21 protein-coding genes are annotated in these 18,654 nt (G+C 72.3%); 14 read left to right on the plus strand and 7 right to left on the minus strand.

Annotated elements, in window-relative coordinates; genetic code table 11:
- Both ACX27O_RS31445 and ACX27O_RS31450 read right to left on the minus strand, forming a co-directional pair.
- The gene (locus ACX27O_RS31445) at nucleotides 1-660 is read right to left on the minus strand and encodes a DUF6766 family protein (protein WP_030336555.1); all 660 of its coding nucleotides are present in this window, start codon (nucleotides 658-660) and stop codon (nucleotides 1-3) included.
- A 64-nt stretch (nucleotides 661-724) separates the two neighbouring features.
- On the minus strand, nucleotides 725-1,216 hold the full coding sequence (locus tag ACX27O_RS31450) for a DUF4383 domain-containing protein (RefSeq protein ID WP_030336554.1): 492 nt from the start codon (nucleotides 1,214-1,216) through the stop codon (nucleotides 725-727).
- Between the two features lie 230 nt (nucleotides 1,217-1,446).
- Here ACX27O_RS31450 and ACX27O_RS31455 point away from each other — a divergent pair, with 230 nt between their 5' ends.
- From ACX27O_RS31455 to ACX27O_RS31465, 3 genes are read left to right on the plus strand one after another with little or no spacing between them, the layout of a single operon-like run.
- Complete coding sequence (locus tag ACX27O_RS31455; protein ID WP_030336552.1) at nucleotides 1,447-2,292, plus strand: hypothetical protein; 846 nt, start codon at nucleotides 1,447-1,449, stop codon at nucleotides 2,290-2,292.
- A gap of 31 nt (nucleotides 2,293-2,323) precedes the next feature.
- Nucleotides 2,324-2,791, plus strand: coding sequence for a phage holin family protein (locus tag ACX27O_RS31460; protein ID WP_030336550.1), 468 nt, complete (start codon nucleotides 2,324-2,326; stop codon nucleotides 2,789-2,791).
- Entirely contained in the window at nucleotides 2,788-3,438 is a 651-nt protein-coding gene (locus ACX27O_RS31465) for a DUF3618 domain-containing protein (RefSeq protein ID WP_030336548.1), read from the plus strand. The genes ACX27O_RS31460 and ACX27O_RS31465 overlap by 4 nt, the downstream gene beginning before the upstream one ends.
- A gap of 61 nt (nucleotides 3,439-3,499) precedes the next feature.
- Here the strand turns inward: ACX27O_RS31465 and ACX27O_RS31470 are convergent, their stop codons facing one another.
- Entirely contained in the window at nucleotides 3,500-4,552 is a 1,053-nt protein-coding gene (locus ACX27O_RS31470) for a glycosyltransferase family 2 protein (RefSeq protein WP_358134153.1), read from the minus strand.
- 157 nt (nucleotides 4,553-4,709) lie between these two features.
- On the opposite strand from ACX27O_RS31470, the gene ACX27O_RS31475 reads away from it, so the two are divergent.
- Both ACX27O_RS31475 and ACX27O_RS31480 read left to right on the plus strand, forming a co-directional pair.
- Entirely contained in the window at nucleotides 4,710-5,348 is a 639-nt protein-coding gene (locus ACX27O_RS31475; protein ID WP_357640610.1) for an SRPBCC family protein, read from the plus strand.
- The gene (locus tag ACX27O_RS31480; RefSeq protein ID WP_210860857.1) at nucleotides 5,345-6,514 is read left to right on the plus strand and encodes a zinc-dependent alcohol dehydrogenase; all 1,170 of its coding nucleotides are present in this window, start codon (nucleotides 5,345-5,347) and stop codon (nucleotides 6,512-6,514) included. Before ACX27O_RS31475 ends, ACX27O_RS31480 begins: the two co-directional genes overlap by 4 nt.
- A 48-nt stretch (nucleotides 6,515-6,562) precedes the next feature.
- Here the strand turns inward: ACX27O_RS31480 and ACX27O_RS31485 are convergent, their stop codons facing one another.
- On the minus strand, nucleotides 6,563-7,825 hold the full coding sequence (locus tag ACX27O_RS31485) for a cytochrome P450 (RefSeq protein ID WP_030336540.1): 1,263 nt from the start codon (nucleotides 7,823-7,825) through the stop codon (nucleotides 6,563-6,565).
- Between the two features lie 146 nt (nucleotides 7,826-7,971).
- Here ACX27O_RS31485 and ACX27O_RS31490 point away from each other — a divergent pair, with 146 nt between their 5' ends.
- Nucleotides 7,972-8,373 carry a hypothetical protein gene (locus tag ACX27O_RS31490; protein WP_030336538.1) on the plus strand — a complete coding sequence of 134 codons (402 nt, stop codon included), beginning with the start codon at nucleotides 7,972-7,974 and terminating at the stop codon, nucleotides 8,371-8,373.
- A 120-nt stretch (nucleotides 8,374-8,493) separates the two neighbouring features.
- On the opposite strand, the gene ACX27O_RS31495 is transcribed toward ACX27O_RS31490, so the two are convergent.
- On the minus strand, nucleotides 8,494-8,712 hold the full coding sequence (locus tag ACX27O_RS31495) for a DUF397 domain-containing protein (RefSeq protein ID WP_030336536.1): 219 nt from the start codon (nucleotides 8,710-8,712) through the stop codon (nucleotides 8,494-8,496).
- A 69-nt stretch (nucleotides 8,713-8,781) separates the two neighbouring features.
- Here ACX27O_RS31495 and pepN point away from each other — a divergent pair, with 69 nt between their 5' ends.
- Nucleotides 8,782-11,298, plus strand: coding sequence for an aminopeptidase N (gene pepN, locus ACX27O_RS31500; RefSeq protein WP_458940535.1), 2,517 nt, complete (start codon nucleotides 8,782-8,784; stop codon nucleotides 11,296-11,298).
- A gap of 48 nt (nucleotides 11,299-11,346) precedes the next feature.
- On the opposite strand, the gene ACX27O_RS31505 is transcribed toward pepN, so the two are convergent.
- Nucleotides 11,347-12,552 (minus strand): FAD-dependent oxidoreductase, encoded by a 1,206-nt coding sequence (locus ACX27O_RS31505; RefSeq protein ID WP_030336532.1) that lies wholly within the window; start codon nucleotides 12,550-12,552, stop codon nucleotides 11,347-11,349.
- Nucleotides 12,553-12,737: 185 nt separating this feature from the next.
- A complete protein-coding gene (locus tag ACX27O_RS31510; protein WP_030336530.1) occupies nucleotides 12,738-13,406 on the minus strand; it encodes a PadR family transcriptional regulator in 669 nt (222 codons plus the stop codon).
- 154 nt (nucleotides 13,407-13,560) lie between these two features.
- Here ACX27O_RS31510 and nadD point away from each other — a divergent pair, with 154 nt between their 5' ends.
- The 7 genes from nadD to ACX27O_RS31545 all read left to right on the plus strand — a co-directional run bounded on the left by nadD (nucleotide 13,561) and on the right by ACX27O_RS31545 (nucleotide 18,618).
- Complete coding sequence (gene nadD, locus ACX27O_RS31515) at nucleotides 13,561-14,157, plus strand: nicotinate-nucleotide adenylyltransferase (protein ID WP_030336528.1); 597 nt, start codon at nucleotides 13,561-13,563, stop codon at nucleotides 14,155-14,157.
- 110 nt (nucleotides 14,158-14,267) lie between these two features.
- A complete protein-coding gene (gene rsfS / locus ACX27O_RS31520) occupies nucleotides 14,268-14,675 on the plus strand; it encodes a ribosome silencing factor (protein ID WP_030336526.1) in 408 nt (135 codons plus the stop codon).
- Nucleotides 14,672-15,301, plus strand: coding sequence for a histidine phosphatase family protein (locus ACX27O_RS31525; RefSeq protein WP_030336524.1), 630 nt, complete (start codon nucleotides 14,672-14,674; stop codon nucleotides 15,299-15,301). Before rsfS ends, ACX27O_RS31525 begins: the two co-directional genes overlap by 4 nt.
- A 48-nt stretch (nucleotides 15,302-15,349) precedes the next feature.
- A complete protein-coding gene (locus ACX27O_RS31530) occupies nucleotides 15,350-16,204 on the plus strand; it encodes a DegV family protein (RefSeq protein ID WP_030336523.1) in 855 nt (284 codons plus the stop codon).
- Between the two features lie 3 nt (nucleotides 16,205-16,207).
- A complete protein-coding gene (locus tag ACX27O_RS31535; protein ID WP_030336521.1) occupies nucleotides 16,208-16,981 on the plus strand; it encodes an SDR family NAD(P)-dependent oxidoreductase in 774 nt (257 codons plus the stop codon).
- A gap of 240 nt (nucleotides 16,982-17,221) precedes the next feature.
- Complete coding sequence (locus tag ACX27O_RS31540) at nucleotides 17,222-17,596, plus strand: VOC family protein (RefSeq protein WP_030336519.1); 375 nt, start codon at nucleotides 17,222-17,224, stop codon at nucleotides 17,594-17,596.
- A 185-nt stretch (nucleotides 17,597-17,781) separates the two neighbouring features.
- Nucleotides 17,782-18,618 carry a ComEA family DNA-binding protein gene (locus ACX27O_RS31545; RefSeq protein ID WP_210862780.1) on the plus strand — a complete coding sequence of 279 codons (837 nt, stop codon included), beginning with the start codon at nucleotides 17,782-17,784 and terminating at the stop codon, nucleotides 18,616-18,618.
- Nucleotides 18,619-18,654 lie beyond the last annotated feature (36 nt).

Consider the following 18,654-nt stretch of genomic DNA (forward strand, 5'->3'; position numbering starts at 1 on the left):
TCAGGCGCCGGTGCTGGCGTGCGCGACGGTCACCGGCTTCGACTCCGGCGAGGCGTGCTGGCGCAGCACGATGCTCAGCAGGATCAGCGCGCCCACAGCGAGGAACTCGCTCTGCCAGTTCTGCATCGACTGGAACCAGAAGTCGCTGGTGCCGAGGAACTCCCACACCCCGATCGGCGGCGCGCCGCTCTGGAGCGCCTGCTCCTGGTTGTAGGCGGCGGTGCCACCGAGCAGGTGACCGACGAAGGAACCGGCGAAGATCAGCAGCAGCGCGATGGAGAGGCTGTTCCGGTAGACCACCAACGGCAGGCCGCCGACGCGGACCGGCCAGGGTGACTGCGGGGTCGCGCGGCGCTCGTCGTCCTCCGGCCGGTCGGTCTGGTCCACCGGCTTGGACTCGGCCGAGCCCCGCTGCACCAGGTACGCGGTGAGCAGTACGTAGCCGCCCATCTGGAGGAACTCCGACTCCCAGTTCTCGAAGACCGCCTCGGCGAAGTGCCCGCTGGTCAGGTACGCCGGCCAGCTCAGCGGTGCGGCCCCGAACTCGGTCAGCTCCTCGTTGTGGGTCTGCCAGCCGAAGACGCTCTGCAACACGAGGAAGACCAGGAACGCGCCCAGCATGGCGACCGCCAGGGCGTTGTCACGCAGCCAACGAGGCATGATCGCACCTCCTTCGCCGGTCGATTACCCCTGTTTGCCTGGCGGCGAAACAAAGAGCGCCAGGTCAGCGCCGTTCAGCGGGGCTGTCCAGGCGTCCACCGGTGCCCGCCTGGTTCGACAGCAGCAGCCCGAGCGCCAGCATCCCGAAGCCGAGCGCGAGGTGCAGCCAGTTGTCGGCGTCGTTGACCGGCAGGATGTTCGCCCCGCCTTCCGGGTTGACCGCCTCGATGGCCAGGCCGTACAGCCAGAGGGCGAGGTAGATCGCGCCGCCGGCGGCCAGGAACACGCGGGCGCCGGCGATGCTGCGGGCCAGCACCAGGCCAGCCAGCCCGAAGAGCAGGTGCACCGCGTTGTGCAGGATCGACACCTGGAACAGCCCGAGCAGGCGGGCGTCCGAGTGGTGCCCGGCGAACCTCAGCTCGCCGTAGTCGGTGGTGATGCCGGGGATGAAGCCGAGGACACCGATCAGCAGGAAGACCCCGGCCACGACCAGTGCGGCCAGCTGGACGCGGGGTCGGGGACCGGCCGCCCGACCGCCTCGTGCGCCTCGTGCCATCGCTGCCCCCTCCGTGGATCTGTCGGCCTCGCGAACCTCACTGTCCGCAGCGGCGACGTGACGCAGCCCGACGATCCTCCATTTTGAAGTTCATCCGGTGGGCCGCGCAGAGAAATGCACGAAGAGGTATGGAAGCCGAAACGCAGGGTAGGTCAATGGTCAGCGGCGGCAACATCGCGCCGCATCCCCCCAGCACATACCGCGACGACTTGCTGAGCGGAAGGGAAATCATGACTTACGATCTTTCACCGACCTCCTCCACGTACGGGCAGCCCTCGACCAACGGCGGCGGCGTCCGCGACCAGGCGCGCCAGGTCGGGTCGGAGGCCGCGCAGGCCGGCGGTGCGGTCGCCCAGACCGCCAAGGAGCAGGGCACCGAGGTCGGCCGTGAGGCGGCCCGGCAGGCCCGCAACCTGTACGGCGAGGCTCGCAACCAGCTCGCCAGCCAGACCGGTGAGCAGCAGCGCAAGGCGGCCGGTGGGCTGCGTTCGCTGGCCGACGAGATGCGCTCGATGGCCGAGCAGGGTGGCCAGGCCGGCCCGGTGACCGAGCTGGCCCGCCAGGCCGCCGACCGGGTGCACGGTGTGGCCGGCTGGCTCGAGGAGCGCCAGCCCGGTGACCTCGTCACCGAGGTCCGCGACTACGCGCGGCGCAACCCGGGCACCTTCCTGGTCGGCGCGGCGGTCCTCGGTGTGCTGGCGGGTCGGTTGACCCGTGGCATCTCGGCGGCGGGTGACGACTCCGGCAACGGTTCCGCCGGCTACCGGGGTGCCGGCGCGTACGACCCGGAGCAGACCGCGGTGATCCCGACGCCGCCGCCGGCGCCTCGCGCGGTGCCGGACGCCGTTCCGGCCGGTGGCTACCTCGACCCGACCCCCGGCACGCACACCCCGCCGACGTCCGGTGGCTACGCCGACCAGACGGCTGCCGGCTACGCCGACCCGGCGTCCGGTGGTTACGCCGAGCCCGGCCGGGGCGACCACCCGGAGCACTCCGGCACCGGTCAGCCGCTGCCGCCGGTGACCCAGACCGACCCGCTGCCGGGCGTGCCGTCCAGCGGCAACCCGCGCCCGTGAGCCGCCGAGTCATCCGAAGGGAGACGACGGCATGAGCATGCCGACGCAGGGGTCCGGCCTGGACTCCGGTTACCACCCCACCGCGGGGGCCCCGCACACCGACGCGGAGGTGAAGAACAGCTCGCTCGGCGACCTGATGCGTCAGGTCACCACCGACCTGTCGACGCTGATGCGTCAGGAGGTCGAGCTGGCCAAGGCCGAGATCCGCCAGGAGGGCAAGAAGGCCGGCAAGGCCGCGGGCCTCTTCGGCGGTGCCGGCTTCGGCGGCTACATGGTGGCTCTCTTCGTGTCCATCGCCGTGTGGCAGTTCCTGGACAACGTCATGGACTCCGGTCTGGCCGCGCTGATCGTGGCCGTGATCTGGGCCGTGGTCGCCGCCGTCCTCTACTCGGCGGCCAAGAAGAACGCCCAGCACGTACGCGGGCTCAAGCAGACCAACGACAGCGTGCAGCGGATCCCCGACGCGCTCAAGCCACACCCGGAGGGAGTCACCCGATGAGCACCGATCCCGATCAGATCCGCCGTGAGATCGAAGCCACCCGCAACAGCCTCAGCTCCGATGTGGATGCGCTGGCGTACAAGGTCAGCCCCAGCCGCATCGTCGACGACCGTAAGCAGCGGGCCCGCTCCGCTCTGCAGAATGTGAGGGACAAGGTCATGGGAACTGCGTCTGACCTCGGCCACGGCACCGGCCAGGCCGCCCACTCGGTGGGCGACCACGCCTCGTCGGCGGCCTCCAGCGTCAGCGACGCCGCGCACTCGGCGGCGGCCACCGTCAGCGACGCCGCCCACAGCGCGCCGCGGGTGATCCGGCAGAAGTCCCAGGGCAACCCGCTCGCCGCCGGTCTGATCGCGTTCGGGGTCGGCTGGCTGGCCTCGTCGCTGATCCCGGCCTCCCGTCGTGAGCAGCAGGCCGCGACCCAGCTCAAGGAGCGGGTCAGCGAGCACAGCGGGGCGGTGACGGAGAAGCTGGGCGCGGTCGCGAACGAGCTGAAGGAAGAACTGCGCGAGCCGGCCCAGCAGGCCGCCGCGTCGGTGAAGTCCACCGCTCAGGATGCCGTGCACGCGGTCAAGGACGACAGCAAGTCCGCCGCGCAGGACGTCAAGGACCAGGCCCAGCAGGCCCGGCACCAGGTCAGCCCCTGACCGGGTCGACCACCGTTGCGACAGCTCGCGGCCACTGCGGTGACCGCGAGCTGTCGTGCTGTCAGGGGCGGTCACCCACCTGTGGGCGCAGGGCCCGGACCGGGTGGGCGGCCCGGCGGATGCGGGTGTCGCCGTACCGGACGCCGCCGAGCAGGAACCGCTGGGCGACCGCGAGCCAGCCGCACACGCCACGCTCCAGCAGCCAGAGCGGTGCCGCCAGCGCCGTCGTCGCGGGGAAGACCGCGACACCGCCTGCTCGACGGCGACCGACCTCGGCGAGCGCGACAGTGCCGGCCGCCGCGCCGAACACCAACCCGGGTCGCCGGGCCGCGACCGCCGCGGCCAGTGCCGGAAGGACCGCGAGCGCGGTCAGCAGGCGCGCCGGCTGCGCCAGATCGTCGTACGCCTGACGGACCCGTTGGCCGCGGAAGTGCGCGGCGTCCGGTGGCAGTCGGCGGACGTACAGCCAGGCCGGGGCGGCCTCGGTGCCACCGTACGCGCGCACGGTGCGGATCAGCTCCAGGTTCTCGAAGAGCACGTCCGGGTCGTACCCGCCCATGCCGAGGAAGGTGCTGTGCCGCACGGCCAGGGTGCCCGGGTAGTCCGCCCCGAACGCCCGGTTGAGCAGCGTGCGACCGGTGTCCCACCAGGCGTGCCAGGGCAGCGGGTCGAAGTAGTTCTGCGGCCGGACCAGATCGACCTCGTCGAGCAGTAGGTGCACGGCGGTCAGCCCGGCCTGGTCGTACCGGACGTCGTCATCGGCGATCACCACGTGCTCGTGCTCCGCCGCGCGTACCCCGGTGCGTACGCCGACCACTTTTCCGTTGAGCCCGGCACCTGTGGCGTCGGGCGGGAGGTGCCGGACCAGCCCCGCCCAGGCGTCGGCGTGCCGGGCGAAGAGGTCCGGAGGGGAGCCGTCGACCACGAGCACCTCGACCCGGTCGGACAGCCAGCGCAGGTAGTCGGTCAACTCGGCCAGGCCGTTGTCGGAGTGCCAGCGCAGCGGCAGGACGTACGTCATCGGCAGACGGACCGGCGACGGGCCGGCGCCCTCGTGTTCGACCTCCCGCCGCGCACCGCGCCGGGTGTCACCAGTGGGGCTGAACGGGGACATGACAACTCCGTGACGGACAGGGCCGCGGCCGGTGCCGAGCAGCGTGTGCCCGCAATCGCGGGGATCAAACGGCCGGGTCGTTTCGACGGCCGGGCCCGGGGTAGCGCTGCCCGTAAGGGCGGTCCATGCCCGGTTTTCCGTGGAGGAGAGAGACGTGATGACCAACAACGGAACCAGGTGGGCGCTGCTCGGCGTCACCGCGGCGACGGCGGTCGGCGTGGGCCGGGCGGTGGCCCGCCGCCGGCATCGGCATCAGCCGCAGCGGCAGGACGGCTGGTACGTGGTGCGTCGCGCAGTGACAGTGGACCGGCCCCGGGACGAGGTGATCGGCTTCTGGGCCGACCGCGAACGGCGGGACCGGGCGCTGGCCGGCTGGGCCACGTTGCGACAGCTCGACGAACGCCGGTGGCGGTGCGTGGCCCGGGACCGGGCCGCCGGTGAGACGCAGTGGCAGGCCGAGATCACCGTCGAGGAGGCGGGCACGCTGCGGTGGCGGGTCGAGGACGGGCCGATGCCGCAGCTGGGGCGAATCGAGCTGGCCGAGGCCCCGCAGGGCCGCGGCACCGAGATCCGCGCCGAGATGCGCTACCGCTCCGGCCCGCTGCGCCGGTTGGTCGGCCTGGTCGGCGGCGACGAACCGGACCTGGCGCTGCGGGACGCGCTGCGGCGGGCGAAGGCGCTGGTCGAGTGCGGCCAGGTGTTGGACACCCGGGACGACCCGTCCGGCCGCAGCCGGGCCCAGGAGAAGAGGACCGACAGGATGCGGGAGACGTTGATGACGGGAGGACGGGCGTGAGGGCGCTCTGCTGGGAAGGCGTCGGCAAGCTGGCGGTCCGGGACGTGCCGGAGCCCCGGATCCGCGCCGAGGGGGACATCATCGTCCGGGTCCGGGCCAGCAGTGTCTGCGGATCCGACCTGCACCTGATCAACGGGTACCTGCCGGCGATGCGGGAGGGGGACATCCTCGGCCACGAGTTCATGGGCGAGGTGGTGGAGACCGGGCCCGGCGTACGGCGGCACCGGGTCGGCGACCGGGTGGTGGTGGGGTCGGTGGTCGCCTGCGGTGGCTGTTGGTACTGCCGGACGGAGCAGTACTCGCTCTGCGACAACTCCAACCCGCAGCCGGTGTTCACCGAGAAGCTGTGGGGGCACGCGGCGGCCGGCATCCTGGGGTATTCGCACGCCGCTGGCGGCTACGCCGGATCGCACGCCGAGTACATCAGGGTGCCGTTCGGTGACATCGGCGCATTCGCCGTACCCGAGGGAGTGCCGGACGACTCGGTGGTGTTCGCCTCCGACGCGATGCCCACGGGATGGATGGCGGCGGACTTCTGCGGGCTGACCGGTGGCGAGGTGGTGGCCGTCTGGGGTGCCGGGGGAGTCGGTCAGATGGCGGCCCGCTCGGCGCAGCTCCTGGGCGCCGAACGGGTCATCATGATCGACCGGTTTCCGGATCGGCTCGCCACCGCCGCCGAACGGATCGGGGTCGAGACGATCAACTACGCGGAGACCGACGTGTTGGAGGCGCTGCGGGAGTTGACCGCCGGGCGCGGGCCGGACGCCTGCGTCGAGGCCGTCGGAATGGAGTCGCACGACGTCGGGCCGACCTACGCGTACGACCGGGTGAAGCAGGCGGCCCGGTTGCAGACCGACCGCCCGACGTCGGTCCGGCAGGCGATCATGGCCTGCCGCAAGGGCGGCACGGTGAGCATCGTCGGTGTCTACGCCGGCCTGGTCGACAAGTTTCCGCTCGGCGCGGCCATGAACAAGGCCCTGGTGCTGCGGATGGGACAGATGCACGCGCAGCGCTACATTCCGATGCTGCTCGACCGGCTCGCCGCCGGCGAGATCGAGCCCGGCTATCTGGCCACCCACCCGCTCTCCCTGGACGAGGGCGTCCACGGGTACGAGCTGTTCGAGAAGAAGGAGGACGGCTGTCTGCGCAGCGTGCTGCATCCCTGACGGGCCGGGGGCACCCGTCTCGCCGGGCACCGTGACCGGTGGGGCGGGTCAGGCCGGGCGGAGGTCGGGCGCGCGGCGGACGTTGGTGACGGTCAGGCCCAGCGGCGGCAGCGCCGGCATCCGGTGCAGGTCCAGGGCCAGGTCCTGGACCGGCACGTCGTAGCGCATGGCGGCGGTCAGGTTGGTGACCGCCCGCTTCATCAGGTCGATGGTGAGCCACTCGCCGGCGCAGCGGTGACCGGCCCAGTGATCACCGCCGCCCTGCGGGATCAGCTCGAACGGGTCCACCCGGCGGCCGGCGAACCGCTCCGGACGAAACAGCTCAGGTTGCGGCCAGATCGCCGGGTGGTGGTTGGTGCCGTAGAGGTCGAGCAGCACCCGCCGGCCCTTCGGAAAGTGATGGCCCTGCCAGTCGAAGGACCGCCGGACCCGGGCCGCCGCCAGCGGGAAGAACGGGTAGTAGCGGCGGACCTCCTGGACGAAGTGCTCGGTGGCCTCGTCGTCGTCGCGGACCCGTTCCCGCCAGGCCGGATGGTCGTGCAGGGCGAGCGCGGCGAAGGCGATGTACTGGTCGACGGCGACCACCGGGCGCAACACGTTGAGCAGCTCCACCGCCGCGATCCGGCGGGGGAGGAGGCGGCCGGCTCGGTCCCGGTGTTCGGCGATCACGGCCAGGGCGCTGCCGGCCGGCGCCGGGGCTGAGCCGACCCGGGTCCGTTCGACGAGGTCGGTGAGCCAGTGTTGGGCGCGGTACCGGGCGAGCCGCCCCCGCCAGTGCCGGGGGCCGATCGCCGCTGGGGCTTCGATCATGGCGTGCAGCTCGGTGGCACGGCGCTCGACCTGCGACGTCGGCAGTGGCACCCCGGCCCAGGCGCAGACCACCCGGGTCAGCAACCGGCCCAGCTCGTCGTAGAGCGACACCGGGCCGGCGCCCTCCCAGGCGGTGATCCGGGTCCGCCACTCGTCGTCGAAGAGCTGGCCGAGTTGCCGGATCGCGGTCGGTGTCATGATCGACATGAACATGGCCTTGCGGTCGTCGTGCTCCGGCCCGTCCAGGCCCTGCACCCCACCCCGACCGGTCAGGGTCCGCTGCACGCGCAGCGGCATCGCGGTGTCACGTTGGAAGCGGTCGTTGTCGTAGAACAGCTCCGCCGCCGGCCGGCCCCGTAGGCAGATGGTCGGGGTGAGCAGGATCCGGGTCTGGAAGACGTCGCTGCCGTACCGCTCGCAGCGCTCGCTGACGAACCGGTAACCGGCGCGCAGCAGTGCGAGGGTGCTGTCCGGGCTGCGGTCGGCCGGCATGGTCGCCATCGGGTCTCCTCACGCGCGGGCGCGGCTGGTCGCCGCCGCCCACCGCGGTTACCCCGGTCGACGCCGCTGAACCCCGGTGCGGCTGGCCCCTCCCAGGGGCGGCGGAACCTGGTTTGCTGCTGGTGGGACAACCACGGGGAGGGCGGATGCGTGACAACAGATCGCCGCACTGGCGGCAGCGGCGAGCGGCCGGAGCACTGGGCGGAGGCCGCGACGGGCGGTCACTGATCGGGCCACCACGGCGGCCCACCCGTCCGCACCGGTTCTTCACAGTGCACCTGGGCTTCACCGCGCCCGGCCCGGCCGAGGCGCGTGAACTGGCAGTGGCGTACGCCGAGGCGTTGAGCCTGCTCCGCTCGGAGGTGGCACTCGGGGCGGCGGCCCTGTCACCGGCCGACGCCTGGCAGCGGGCCGAGCGGCTGTTCTGCGGCGCGGTCGGCCCGGACGGGGAGCGCTGCGTCGACGTGGCCGACCACCCGGGCTTCCACCACGCCCCCGGTCCCGGTGGCCTCGGCTGGGGCGGCGGCGACGGCCCTGGCGATGACTGACCAGCGGCCCCGGGTGGTCGACCCGGGAGGGCGTCGACCCGGCCGCCCGCGTGGCCGTGCCGGTGTCCGCAGCACGGGCACCGGCACGGCGATCCAGCACCGACGGGTCGGCGGGCGCGATCAGTCCAGGTCGAACTCGCCGTCCTGCGCGCCGGCCACGAAGGCGTCCCACTCGGCCTGGGTGAAGACCAGCACCGGCCCGTCCGGCTCGGCCGAGTTACGCATGCCGATCAGGTCGTCGACGAACGCGACCTCAACGGCGCTGTCGGAGGTGTCCCCCTCGGCCCGCTGCCAGACCGCCCGAGAGAGGTCGAAGTCGCCCTTGGGGTGCTGCGCCATGGTTCTTTCCTCCAGTGCCGAGGGTCGTCTGGTGACCGGGTGCCGATCCCCATCGGGCAGGATAAGCGGATGCCGAGCCTGACCCGTGTAGAGGCGACCGCGCGTGGCGCGGCGATTACTGTCGAGTCCTATCAGGTGGACCTCGACCTGACCGGTGACGGTGACGTGTTCCGTTCCCGCGTCGAGATCCGGTTCCGGGCGACCGCCGGCGCCGCGACCTTCGCCGAGGTCAAGCCCGCCAAACTGCTCGGGGTACGCCTCAACGACAGTGACCTCGACCTCGATTTGCTCACCGACAACCGGCTGCCGATCGGTGACCTGGCCGCGGAGAACACGCTCGTCGTCGAGGCGGAGATGGCGTACTCCAACGCGGGCGAGGGGATGCACCGCTTCGTCGACCCGGCCGACGGCGAGACCTATCTCTACGCGATGTCCTTCCTCGACAACGCGCAGCGCATCTTCGCCGCCTTCGACCAGCCCGACCTCAAGGCCCCGTTCACCCTCTCGGTGACCGCACCACCGCAGTGGCTCGTCGCGGGCAACGCCGAGCTGGCCGCCAACCCGGCCCCCGGGCGCTGGGAGTTCGCCCCGAGCGCGCCCCTGGCCACCTACTTCTTCTCGTTGATCGCCGGGCCGTACCACGTCCGGCGGGCCGAGCACGACGGCGTACCGCTGGGCATCTACTGCCGCCAGTCGCAGGCCGAGCACCTGGACGCCGACGCCGACGAGATCTTTACCGTCACCCGGCAGTGCCTGGACCGGTTCCACCAGCTCTTCACCGAGCGCTACCCGTTCGGCAAGTACGACCAGGCGTTCGTGCCCGAGTTCAACGCCGGGGCGATGGAGAACCCGGGCATCGTCACCTTCCGCGACGACTACATCTTCCGCTCGGCGGTCACCGACACCCAGCGCGAGCAGCGGGCCGGCACCATCGCCCACGAGATGGCCCACATGTGGTTCGGTGACCTGGTCACCATGCGCTGGTGGGACGACCTGTGGTTGAACGAGTCCTTCGCCGAATACCTGGGCACCCGGGTCACCGCCGAGGCGACCCGCTTCGACCAGTCCTGGACCACCTTCGCCATGCGCCGCAAGGCCTGGGGGTATGCAGCCGACCAGCGCCCCTCCACCCACCCGGTCGCCCCGCAGGAGGTGGCCGACGCCGACGAGGGCCTGCTCAACTTCGACGGCATCTCGTACGCCAAGGGGGCCAGCGTGCTGCGGCAGCTGGTCGCGTGGCTCGGCGACGAGGCGTTCCTGGCCGGCCTGAACGCGCACTTCGCGGCGCACCGCTTCGGCAACGCCACCCTCGACGACCTGCTCACCAGCCTCTCTGCCAGCAGCGGGCGGGAGTTGTCCGGTTGGGCCGAGCTGTGGCTGCGCCAGCCGCAGGTCAACACGTTGCGCGCCGAGGTCGCCGTCGACGCCGACGGCCGCTACACCGAGGTCGCCGTGGTGCAGACCGCACCCGAGTCGCACCCGGTGCTGCGCCCGCACCGAATCGGCGTGGGCCGCTATGCGGCGGACGGCACCGTCCGGCGCGACGAGGTGGACATCGACCCGGCCGCCGACGGTGGGCGCACCGTGCTGGGTCAGCTGACGGGTGAGCCGGCGGCCCGGCTTCTGCTGCTCAACGACGGTGACCTCACCTTCGCCAAGGTGCGTCTCGACCCGGCGTCGGCCGAGGCCGTCCCGCTGGTGCTGCCCGGCCTGACCGACCCGCTGGCCCGGGCGGTGCTGTGGGGTGAGGCGCTGGACGCGGCGACCGACGGGGAGCGGCCGGTCGCCGGCCTGGTCGACCTGATCGTCGCCGCGCTGCCCACCGAGACCGAGGTGATCATTGCGGAGGACGTGCTGACGCTCAGTCGGTCACTGATCGACCGATACCTCGACCCGCTGACCCGCTCGACAGCGTTGTCCCGGGTCGCCGAGGCGTGCCGGCGCCTGCTCGACGGCGCGCCGGCCGGGGAGTCGTTGCAGCTCGCCGCCGCACGGGGCTGGATCGCCGCCACCACCGACGCCGACCTGCTCGTCGGCTGGCTCGCCGGCCGGGACGTGCCGGCCGGCCTGAAGGTCGACGCGGAGCTGCGCTGGGCGGTGCTGCGCCGACTGGTGGTGCTGGGTGCCGCGGGCGAGGCGGAGATCGCCATCGAGGCGGCCGCAGACGTCAGCTCCGCTGGCGCGGAACGGGCCGCGCGGTGCCGGGCCGCCCTGCCCGACGCGGCGGCGAAGCAGGCGGCCTGGGAGATCATCGTGCGGGGCGACGACCTGTCCAACCGGCTGTTGGAAGCGACAGCCGAGGGGTTCTGGCAACCCGAGCAGGCCGAGCTGACCGCCGCGTACGTCGATCGGTACTTCGCGGAGATGCCGGCCGCCGCGCGCCGGCGTACCCCCTGGACGGCCGACCGGGTGGCGGCCCTGGCGTTCCCCCGCTACGCCGTGGCGCAGCCGACCCGGGAGGCGGCCGCGGCGTTGCTGGCCCGCGACGACCTGACCCCCGGCCTGCGCCGGGTGGTGACCGACGCCGCCGACGACCTGCGCCGCGCGCTGGTCGCCCGGACGGCGGTGGCCGCCGCCTCGGCCTGAACGTTGACCAGCGGGGTGGCCGGCCGGCCACCCCGCTGGCCCACAACCTCAGCGCGGGGCGGGTACCGCAGTGACCGGCGCGTCCCAGTCGATGACGTAGCGCTGCTCGTCGGCGACGGTCTTCTCCGGGTCCAGCACCGTGCGCACCATCAGTGGCATCAGCAACGGCATCAGCGTCCGCGCGACTGCCCCGGGAGCCTTCGCGTGGTTGATCCGGGCCGCGCGCGCCGCCACCTTCTCCACCCGGGTACGACGCAGCCGCACGTACGCGTCGAACGCCGCCTCGACGTCCGGCAGGTCGCGGAGGCAGCGGGCGAGTTGCACGGCGCTCTCGATGGCCAGTGACGCGCCCTGCCCCGAACTGTTCGACGGCGCGTGCGCCGCGTCGCCGACCAGCACCATCCGGCCCCGATGCCAGTGCGGCACCGGCGGCATGATCTGCAACGACCCGACCACCTGGAGGTCGGCGGCGTTGCTGGTCGCCATCAGGTCCCGGCCCGGGTCGTCGTCGCCGTAGCTGCTGCGCAGCGTGTCCAGCCACTGCTCCGCCGGCACCGCCCGGGCCTCGACCAGGCTCATCGGCCGCTGCTGCGGCAGGTTGGCCCCCCACCGGGTGCCGCCACTGGGCTCCGGCCAGTACAGGTAGTAGCCCTGTCGCCCGAACGCGAACGTCATCGTGCCCGGCTCGGCGTCGACCTCGTGTCGGGCCACCGCCTCGAAGCCGAGCAACCCGGTGAAATGAGGGCCGGGCGCGGCCGGGTCGATGAGACTCCGGACCGTGGAGCGGATTCCGTCCGCGCCGACGAGGATGTCGGCGGTGGCGGTGCTGCCGTCCTCGAAACGGGCGATCACGCCGTCGCCGGTCTGCTCGGCGGCGACCAGCCGCTTGCCGTACGCGAACGGCACGCCCTCAGCGGACGCCTGATCGTGCAGCACCTGGTGAAGCTCGGCCCGGTGCACCACGTGCAGCGGCGGCACCCCGGTCAGGGTGGGCAGGTCGATGCGTCGGCGGCCGACAGCCAGGGCGTTGCGTCCGATCGGTGTGGCGATCGCCGTCACCGCGTCGTGGACGCCGACCGTCCGCAGCGCCGCCATCCCGTTGGGCGCGAGGGCGAGGGTGCCGCCGATGCCGGTGGCCGTGCTCGGGTACGCCTCGTAGACGGTTGCGGTGATGCCGGCGCGGCGCAGCGCGAGCGCTGTCACCGGCCCGGCGATGCCACCGCCGATGACGGTCGCGGTTCGTACCGTGGTCATGGTCTCTCCCTTGGTGTGGTCGGTGCCGACGCGCGGACCTGGTGTGGTCGGTGCGCGGGCACGCGGACCTGGGAGGGAGCCCGGTTATCCTCGTGGTTGCCGCTTCGGGCCGGGTGCCTTCCCAGGCGTCGGTTCGGGGTCAGGGCCCCGGTGAGGTGTTGGCGCACCTCGCCGGGGCCGTTCTTTCAGCCGGTGGGATCACCCCCGCGGCTGTCGGTGCTGGTTCTCTCGGCCAGATCGGTCAATTCGGCGGGCATCTCGCCGGTCTCGTGGAAGGCCCGCCAGGTGTCCAGGCCGGGGTAGCTTCCCGAGGTCAGCTCGGCGAGCAGGGCCCGTAGCCAGGCTGCCTCCGCGTCCCGGATGGCGAGGTCGTACTCCGACTCCACCAGGAACAGCCGGGGAATCTCCCGCAGGTGCGCGTCGAGCGTTTCGCGGTCCTGGCGGATCGCGTCCTCCAGCCGGGAGAGCCGTTGCCGCAGCAGGTCGGTGGCCTCGTCGGGGTGCAACGCGGCGAGCACTGACAGCCCGGCCCGGAAGCGGGGGTGCTCCGCCATCGGGGTGGAGACCAGCTCGCGGGCCCAGTCGATCAGCTCCGCCCGCCCGGCGTCGGTGATCCGGTAGACGGTGCGTTCCGGGCGGCGGCCCTCGCGCAGGCTCTCCACCGCCTCGATCAGGTGGTGTTTGTCCAGGTTGCCGATCACCGTGTAGAAGGACCCCCACTTGAACTCCATGTCCTGGTCCTTGCCCCAGGCGCGGAGTGCGGTGGCGATCTCGTACGGGTGCATGGGCCGCTGGACCAGGGCGGACAGCACGGCCAGCGCCAGCAGGTTGCCGACCTTGCGCCGCTTCGGCACGACGACCCCCTCGCTCGTCGACGGCTACTCGTCTACGAATATACGCCGCCGTGCAGGCTGCCGCGACCCCCTGTCGCACCGATGTCCGGCGACGCACGGGCCGACGGTGCCGGGCCGGGACGGTCGTCAACGACGCTCGGCCTACGATCACTGGGTGGAGGAAGATATCCGGCGGATCGGGATCATGGGTGGCACCTTCGACCCGATCCACCACGGGCACCTCGTCGCGGCCAGCGAGGTGGCGGACCGGTTCGGCCTGGACGAGGTGGTCTTCGTCCCCACCGGCCAGCCGTGGCAGAAGGCCGACGAGCCGGTCAGCCCGGCCGAGGACCGGTACCTGATGACCGTCATCGCCACCGCCTCCAACCCCCGCTTCCAGGTCAGCCGGGTCGACATCGACCGCAGCGGACCCACCTACACCGTCGACACGCTGCGTGACCTCCAGGCTGAGTACGGCCCGAAGGTGCAGCTCTTCTTCATCACCGGCGCGGACGCCCTGCAACGCATCCTGTCCTGGAAGGACCTGGACGAGATCTTCGAGCTGGCGCACTTCATCGGGGTGACCCGGCCCGGCTTCCCGCTGAGCGACAAGCACCTTCCGGCGGACACCGTCAGCCTGATCCAGGTGCCCGCGATGTCCATCTCGTCGACCGACTGCCGCGCCCGGGTCGCCAGAGGTGAGCCGGTTTGGTATCTGGTGCCCGACGGTGTGGTGCAGTACATCGCCAAGCGGAGCCTCTATCAGCGCTGAGCGCACCCGTTATGCCCAGGTTTGTGCAGCTAACCGGGCAGAACTGCACGATCGCGATGCCGTCGGGTATGAGACGCTTGGAGGATCGCACGCTTGATCGAAGGAGAACGGTGACAGTTTCCGAACGCGCTCACGAGCTGGCTATCGCGGCCGCCCAGGCCGCCGCCGACAAGAAGGCGCAGGACATCACGATCATCGACGTCGGCGACCAGCTCGCCATCACCGACGCGTTCGTGCTCGCCGCCGCCCCCAATGAGCGTCAGGTGCTGGCCATCGTCGACGCCATCGAGGAGAGCCTGCTGGAGCTTCCGGAGAAGGCGAAGCCGGTGCGGCGCGAGGGCGAGCGCGGTGGCCGCTGGGTGCTGCTCGACTACGTCGACATCGTGGTGCACGTCCAGCACACCGAGGAGCGCGAGTTCTACGGGCTCGACCGCCTCTGGAAGGACTGCCCCACCATCCCGTTCGTCGATCGCGACCTGGTCGAGGCCGACGCCAGCGGGTCCGCCGCCGCCGAATGAGCCGACTGATCGTCTGGCGGCACGGCAACACCGACTGGAACGCCGCCAACCGCGTCCAGGGGCAGACCGACGTACCCCTCAACGAGCTGGGCCGCGACCAGGCCCGCGCCGCCGCCCCGCTGCTCGCGGCGCTGCGGCCCGACGCGATCGTGGCCAGCGACCTGAGCCGCGCCGCGGACACCGCCGCCGCGCTCGCGGCGCTGACCGGGCTGCCGGTCCGCACCGACGCCCGGCTCCGTGAGCGGCACTTCGGCCAGTGGCAGGGTCTGCACCTCACCGAGGTCGCCGCGCGCTTTCCCGACGAGTACGCGCGCTGGCGAGCCGGCGACCCCGACCCGGGGGCGGGCCTGGAGCCCCTGCACGACCTCGGCGAACGGGTCGGTGTCGCGTTGCAGGAGGCAGCCGAAGCGGCCGCGGGCGGCACCGTGGTGATCGCCACGCACGGTGGCGGCTCCCGGCAGGGCATCGGTCACCTGCTCGGTTGGGACAATGCCGTGCTGCGCACCGTCGGCTCGTTGGCCAACTGCCACTGGACCGAACTGCGTCACGACGACGTCCGTGGATGGCAGTTGCGGGCGCACAACGTCGGCCTCATCACCGCACCGGTCGCCGTCGACGCGGTCTGAGCAATCGCGCCTCGGCGTTCGCGGCCTCGATCGGCTAGCGTGCCGGGCATGCCCGTCGCGGTTGTCACCGACTCCACCGCCTACCTTCCGCCCGAGCTGGTGCAGGCGCACCGGCTGACCGTCGTGCCGTTGACCGTCGTCCTCAACGGCGCGGAAGGGCTGGAGGGGGTGGAGACCCAGCCGTCCGACGCGACAGTCGCACTGAGCGCCCGCCGGGTCACCGCGACCACCTCCCGCCCGGCACCGGAGCAGTTCGCCCGGACGTACCGCCAACTGCTCGACGCCGGCGCCGACGGGATCGTCTCGGTGCACCTCTCCGCCGCGCTGTCCGGCACCGTGGAGGCCGCCCGGCTGGCCGCCGCCGACCTGGACGGCCGGGTGGAGGTCGTGGACAGCCGCTCGACCGGCATGGGACTGGGCTTTCCCGCCATCGCCGCCGCCACCGCAGCCCAGGCCGGCGCCGATCTTGCCGTGGTACGCGACGCGGCGCTCGCCGCCGTGGCCCGCACCACCGTCTGGTTCTACGTCGACACGCTGGAGTTCCTCCGTCGCGGCGGCCGGATCAACGCCGCCGAGGCGCTGGTCGGCACCGCGCTGTCCGTCAAGCCGATTATGCACATGCCGGACGGGGCGATCGTGCTGCGCGAGAAGGTCCGCACCGCCAGCCGGGGAGTGGCCCGCCTCGTGGACCTGGCCGTCGAGGCGGCCGGCGACGACGACGTGGACCTCGGGGTGCACCACCTGGCCGCACCGCAACGGGCCGAGGCGTTGCGTGCCGCGCTGACCGAACGGTTCGGCGACCGGCTGCACGACACCTACGTCTCCGAGGCGGGTGCCGTCATCGCGGCGCACGCCGGGCCAGGGCTGGCCTGCGTGGTCGTCCACCGCCGCCCGCAGGGCTGAGCAGTGCCCACGTCGTACGTGGTGACCGGGGGTGGGCGCGGTGTCGGCCGGGCTGTGGTGCAACGGCTGGTGGCCACCGGTGCCACCGTCGTCGTCCTGGAACGCGACGCCGAGGCTGTGGACTGGTTGGCCGGCCACCCGGCCGCCGATCGGCTCGTCGCGGTTCTCGGCGACGCCGCCGACGAGCAGGTGGCCGAACGCGCCGTCGAGCTGGCGGACCGGGCCGCGCCGCTGACCGGCTGGGTGAACAACGCGGCGGTGTTCCGCGACGCCGCGCTGCACTCCGCGTCGGCCGACACGGTGCTGGACCTGATCACCGTGAACCTGCGCCCGGCGGTGGTGGGCGCCGCGGTCGCCGTCCGCCACTTCCTGGCCCACGCCAGCGGCGGCGCGATCGTCAACGTCTCGTCGCACCAGGCCCGCCGACCGGTGCCCGGTGCGCTGCCGTACGCGACGGCGAAGGCCGCCGTGGAGGGGCTGACCCGGGCGCTGGCCGTCGAGTACGGACGGCACGGCATCCGCGCCAACGCGGTAGCGCTCGGCTCGATCGCCACCGAACGGCACGCAGAGTTCCTGGCCGCTCAGGAGCCGTCCCAGGCTGAGTGGATCACCACCGAGCTGAACCGGCTGCACCCGGTGGGCCGGATCGGGCGTACCGACGAGGTGGCCGAGGCGGTCGCGTACCTACTGTCACCCGCGGCGAGCTTCATCAACGGGGTGACACTGCCGGTGGACGGGGGACGGGCCGTGCTCGGCCTCGACCCGGAGGCCCGCTGACAGGTTCTCGGGGGGCAGCTGCTCCGCGCCGCTGTGTTAGCCTCCGTGCGCGCCCCAGATGGGCCTACCCCCGGAGGTTCTGGCTACTTCAGCCACCACGCCGAGATCGACGCGTCGTCCGCGTCTCTCGTGCGGGATCCGGGGCGTCGGCGCCCTCGGGGCTTTGTCATCTGGGTGGCTGGGTGAATGCTGTGGGCCTGCGGTCGGGTCGTCGGATCGACCGGAAAGAAGACCGTACGCATGACAGTCACGTTCAACCACACCATCATCGCGAGCAAGGACAAGAGCGCCTCGGCCGCGTTCTACCGCGAGCTGTTCGACCTGCCGGAGGCCCCCTCGTGGGGGCCGTTCGCCAACGTGCGGTTGGACGACGGCGTACTGCTCCAGTTCGCCGAGCCGCCGGTGGACATCCAGATGCAGCACTACGCGTTCCTCGTCGACGACGAGGTGTTCGTGCGGTGCCTGGCGTTCGTCGAGGGGCGTGGCATCACGTACTGGGCCGACCCGCAGCTGAAGCGGGAGGGGGAGACCAACACCGAGCACGGTGGGCGGGGCTTCTACTTCTTCGACCCGGCCGGCCACGCCATCGAGATCATCACCCGGCCGTACCTGTAGGGGGCGACGGCGTCACCCTCAGCATGCGCGTGGTCTGGAGCCCGGTTACCCAGGCCACGCGCGGCGATTCGGCTCCGCCATAGCAGATCGGGGCATGATCAGGGCGTTGTCCACAGTGGGGGTGGTTGTCCACAGGATGCCGTCGTCACCCTCTACCGTCCCGGCCGCCGCCATAGCGTCGCGCTGTGTCGCACGACGAGGAGACAGAGGTACGCCAGCGCCTGCGCCGGCTGACGGAGGCGGCTGTCGCGCCGTCGCCCCGGCCGGCGGCGCCGCTCACGGGCGTACCCCCGTCGTCTCTGGTCGGCGCGCTGCCTGCGGACGGGCTGCCTTTCCAGCCTGCCGCGCCGGTCGCGGAGCCGGCGTCGGGCGGCCTCGCGCTCCCACCCGGGTCGCGGTTGCCCGGCCCGGGGGCGTTCGACCCCGGGCGACGCGGTGTGCGGGCGTTGGCGGTGGTCGCCGTGGTGGTGGTCCTGGCTGCGGCAGGTTGGGCCTGGCAGGCCCGGCCACAGTCGGAACCGGTCGCCCCTTTGCTCAGCGACGCCGCGTCGGCTGCACCGTCGGGTGGCCCCAGCGTGTCCAGCTCCGGCGAGGTGGTGGTGGCGGTCGCGGGCAAGGTCCGCAAGCCCGGTCTGGTACGTCTACCGGCCGGGTCCCGTCTCGCTGACGCGGTGCAGGCGGCCGGGGGCGCCTTGCCCGGGGTGGACGTGGCGCTGCTCAACCCCGCCCGCAAGGTCACCGACGGTGAGCTGATCGTGGTCGGGGTGACACCACCGCCGGTGCCGGGCGGCGCGGCCGGGCCGGCGGCGGGCGGTGCGGCATCCGCCGTCGGGCCGCTGAATCTCAACACCGCGACGCTGGCGCAGCTCGACGCACTGCCCGGGGTGGGTCCGGTGCTCGCCCAACGCATCCTCACCCACCGGGATCAGCACGGCGGGTTCACGTCCGTCGGCGACCTACGCCAGGTCGACGGGATCGGCGATGCCCGTTACGAGCAGCTCAAGGATCTGGTGACGGTGTGAGCGGGCCCGCCGCTGGTCCACCGCCGCCTCGCATCG

The organism is Micromonospora sp. SD19, from assembly GCF_054462275.1.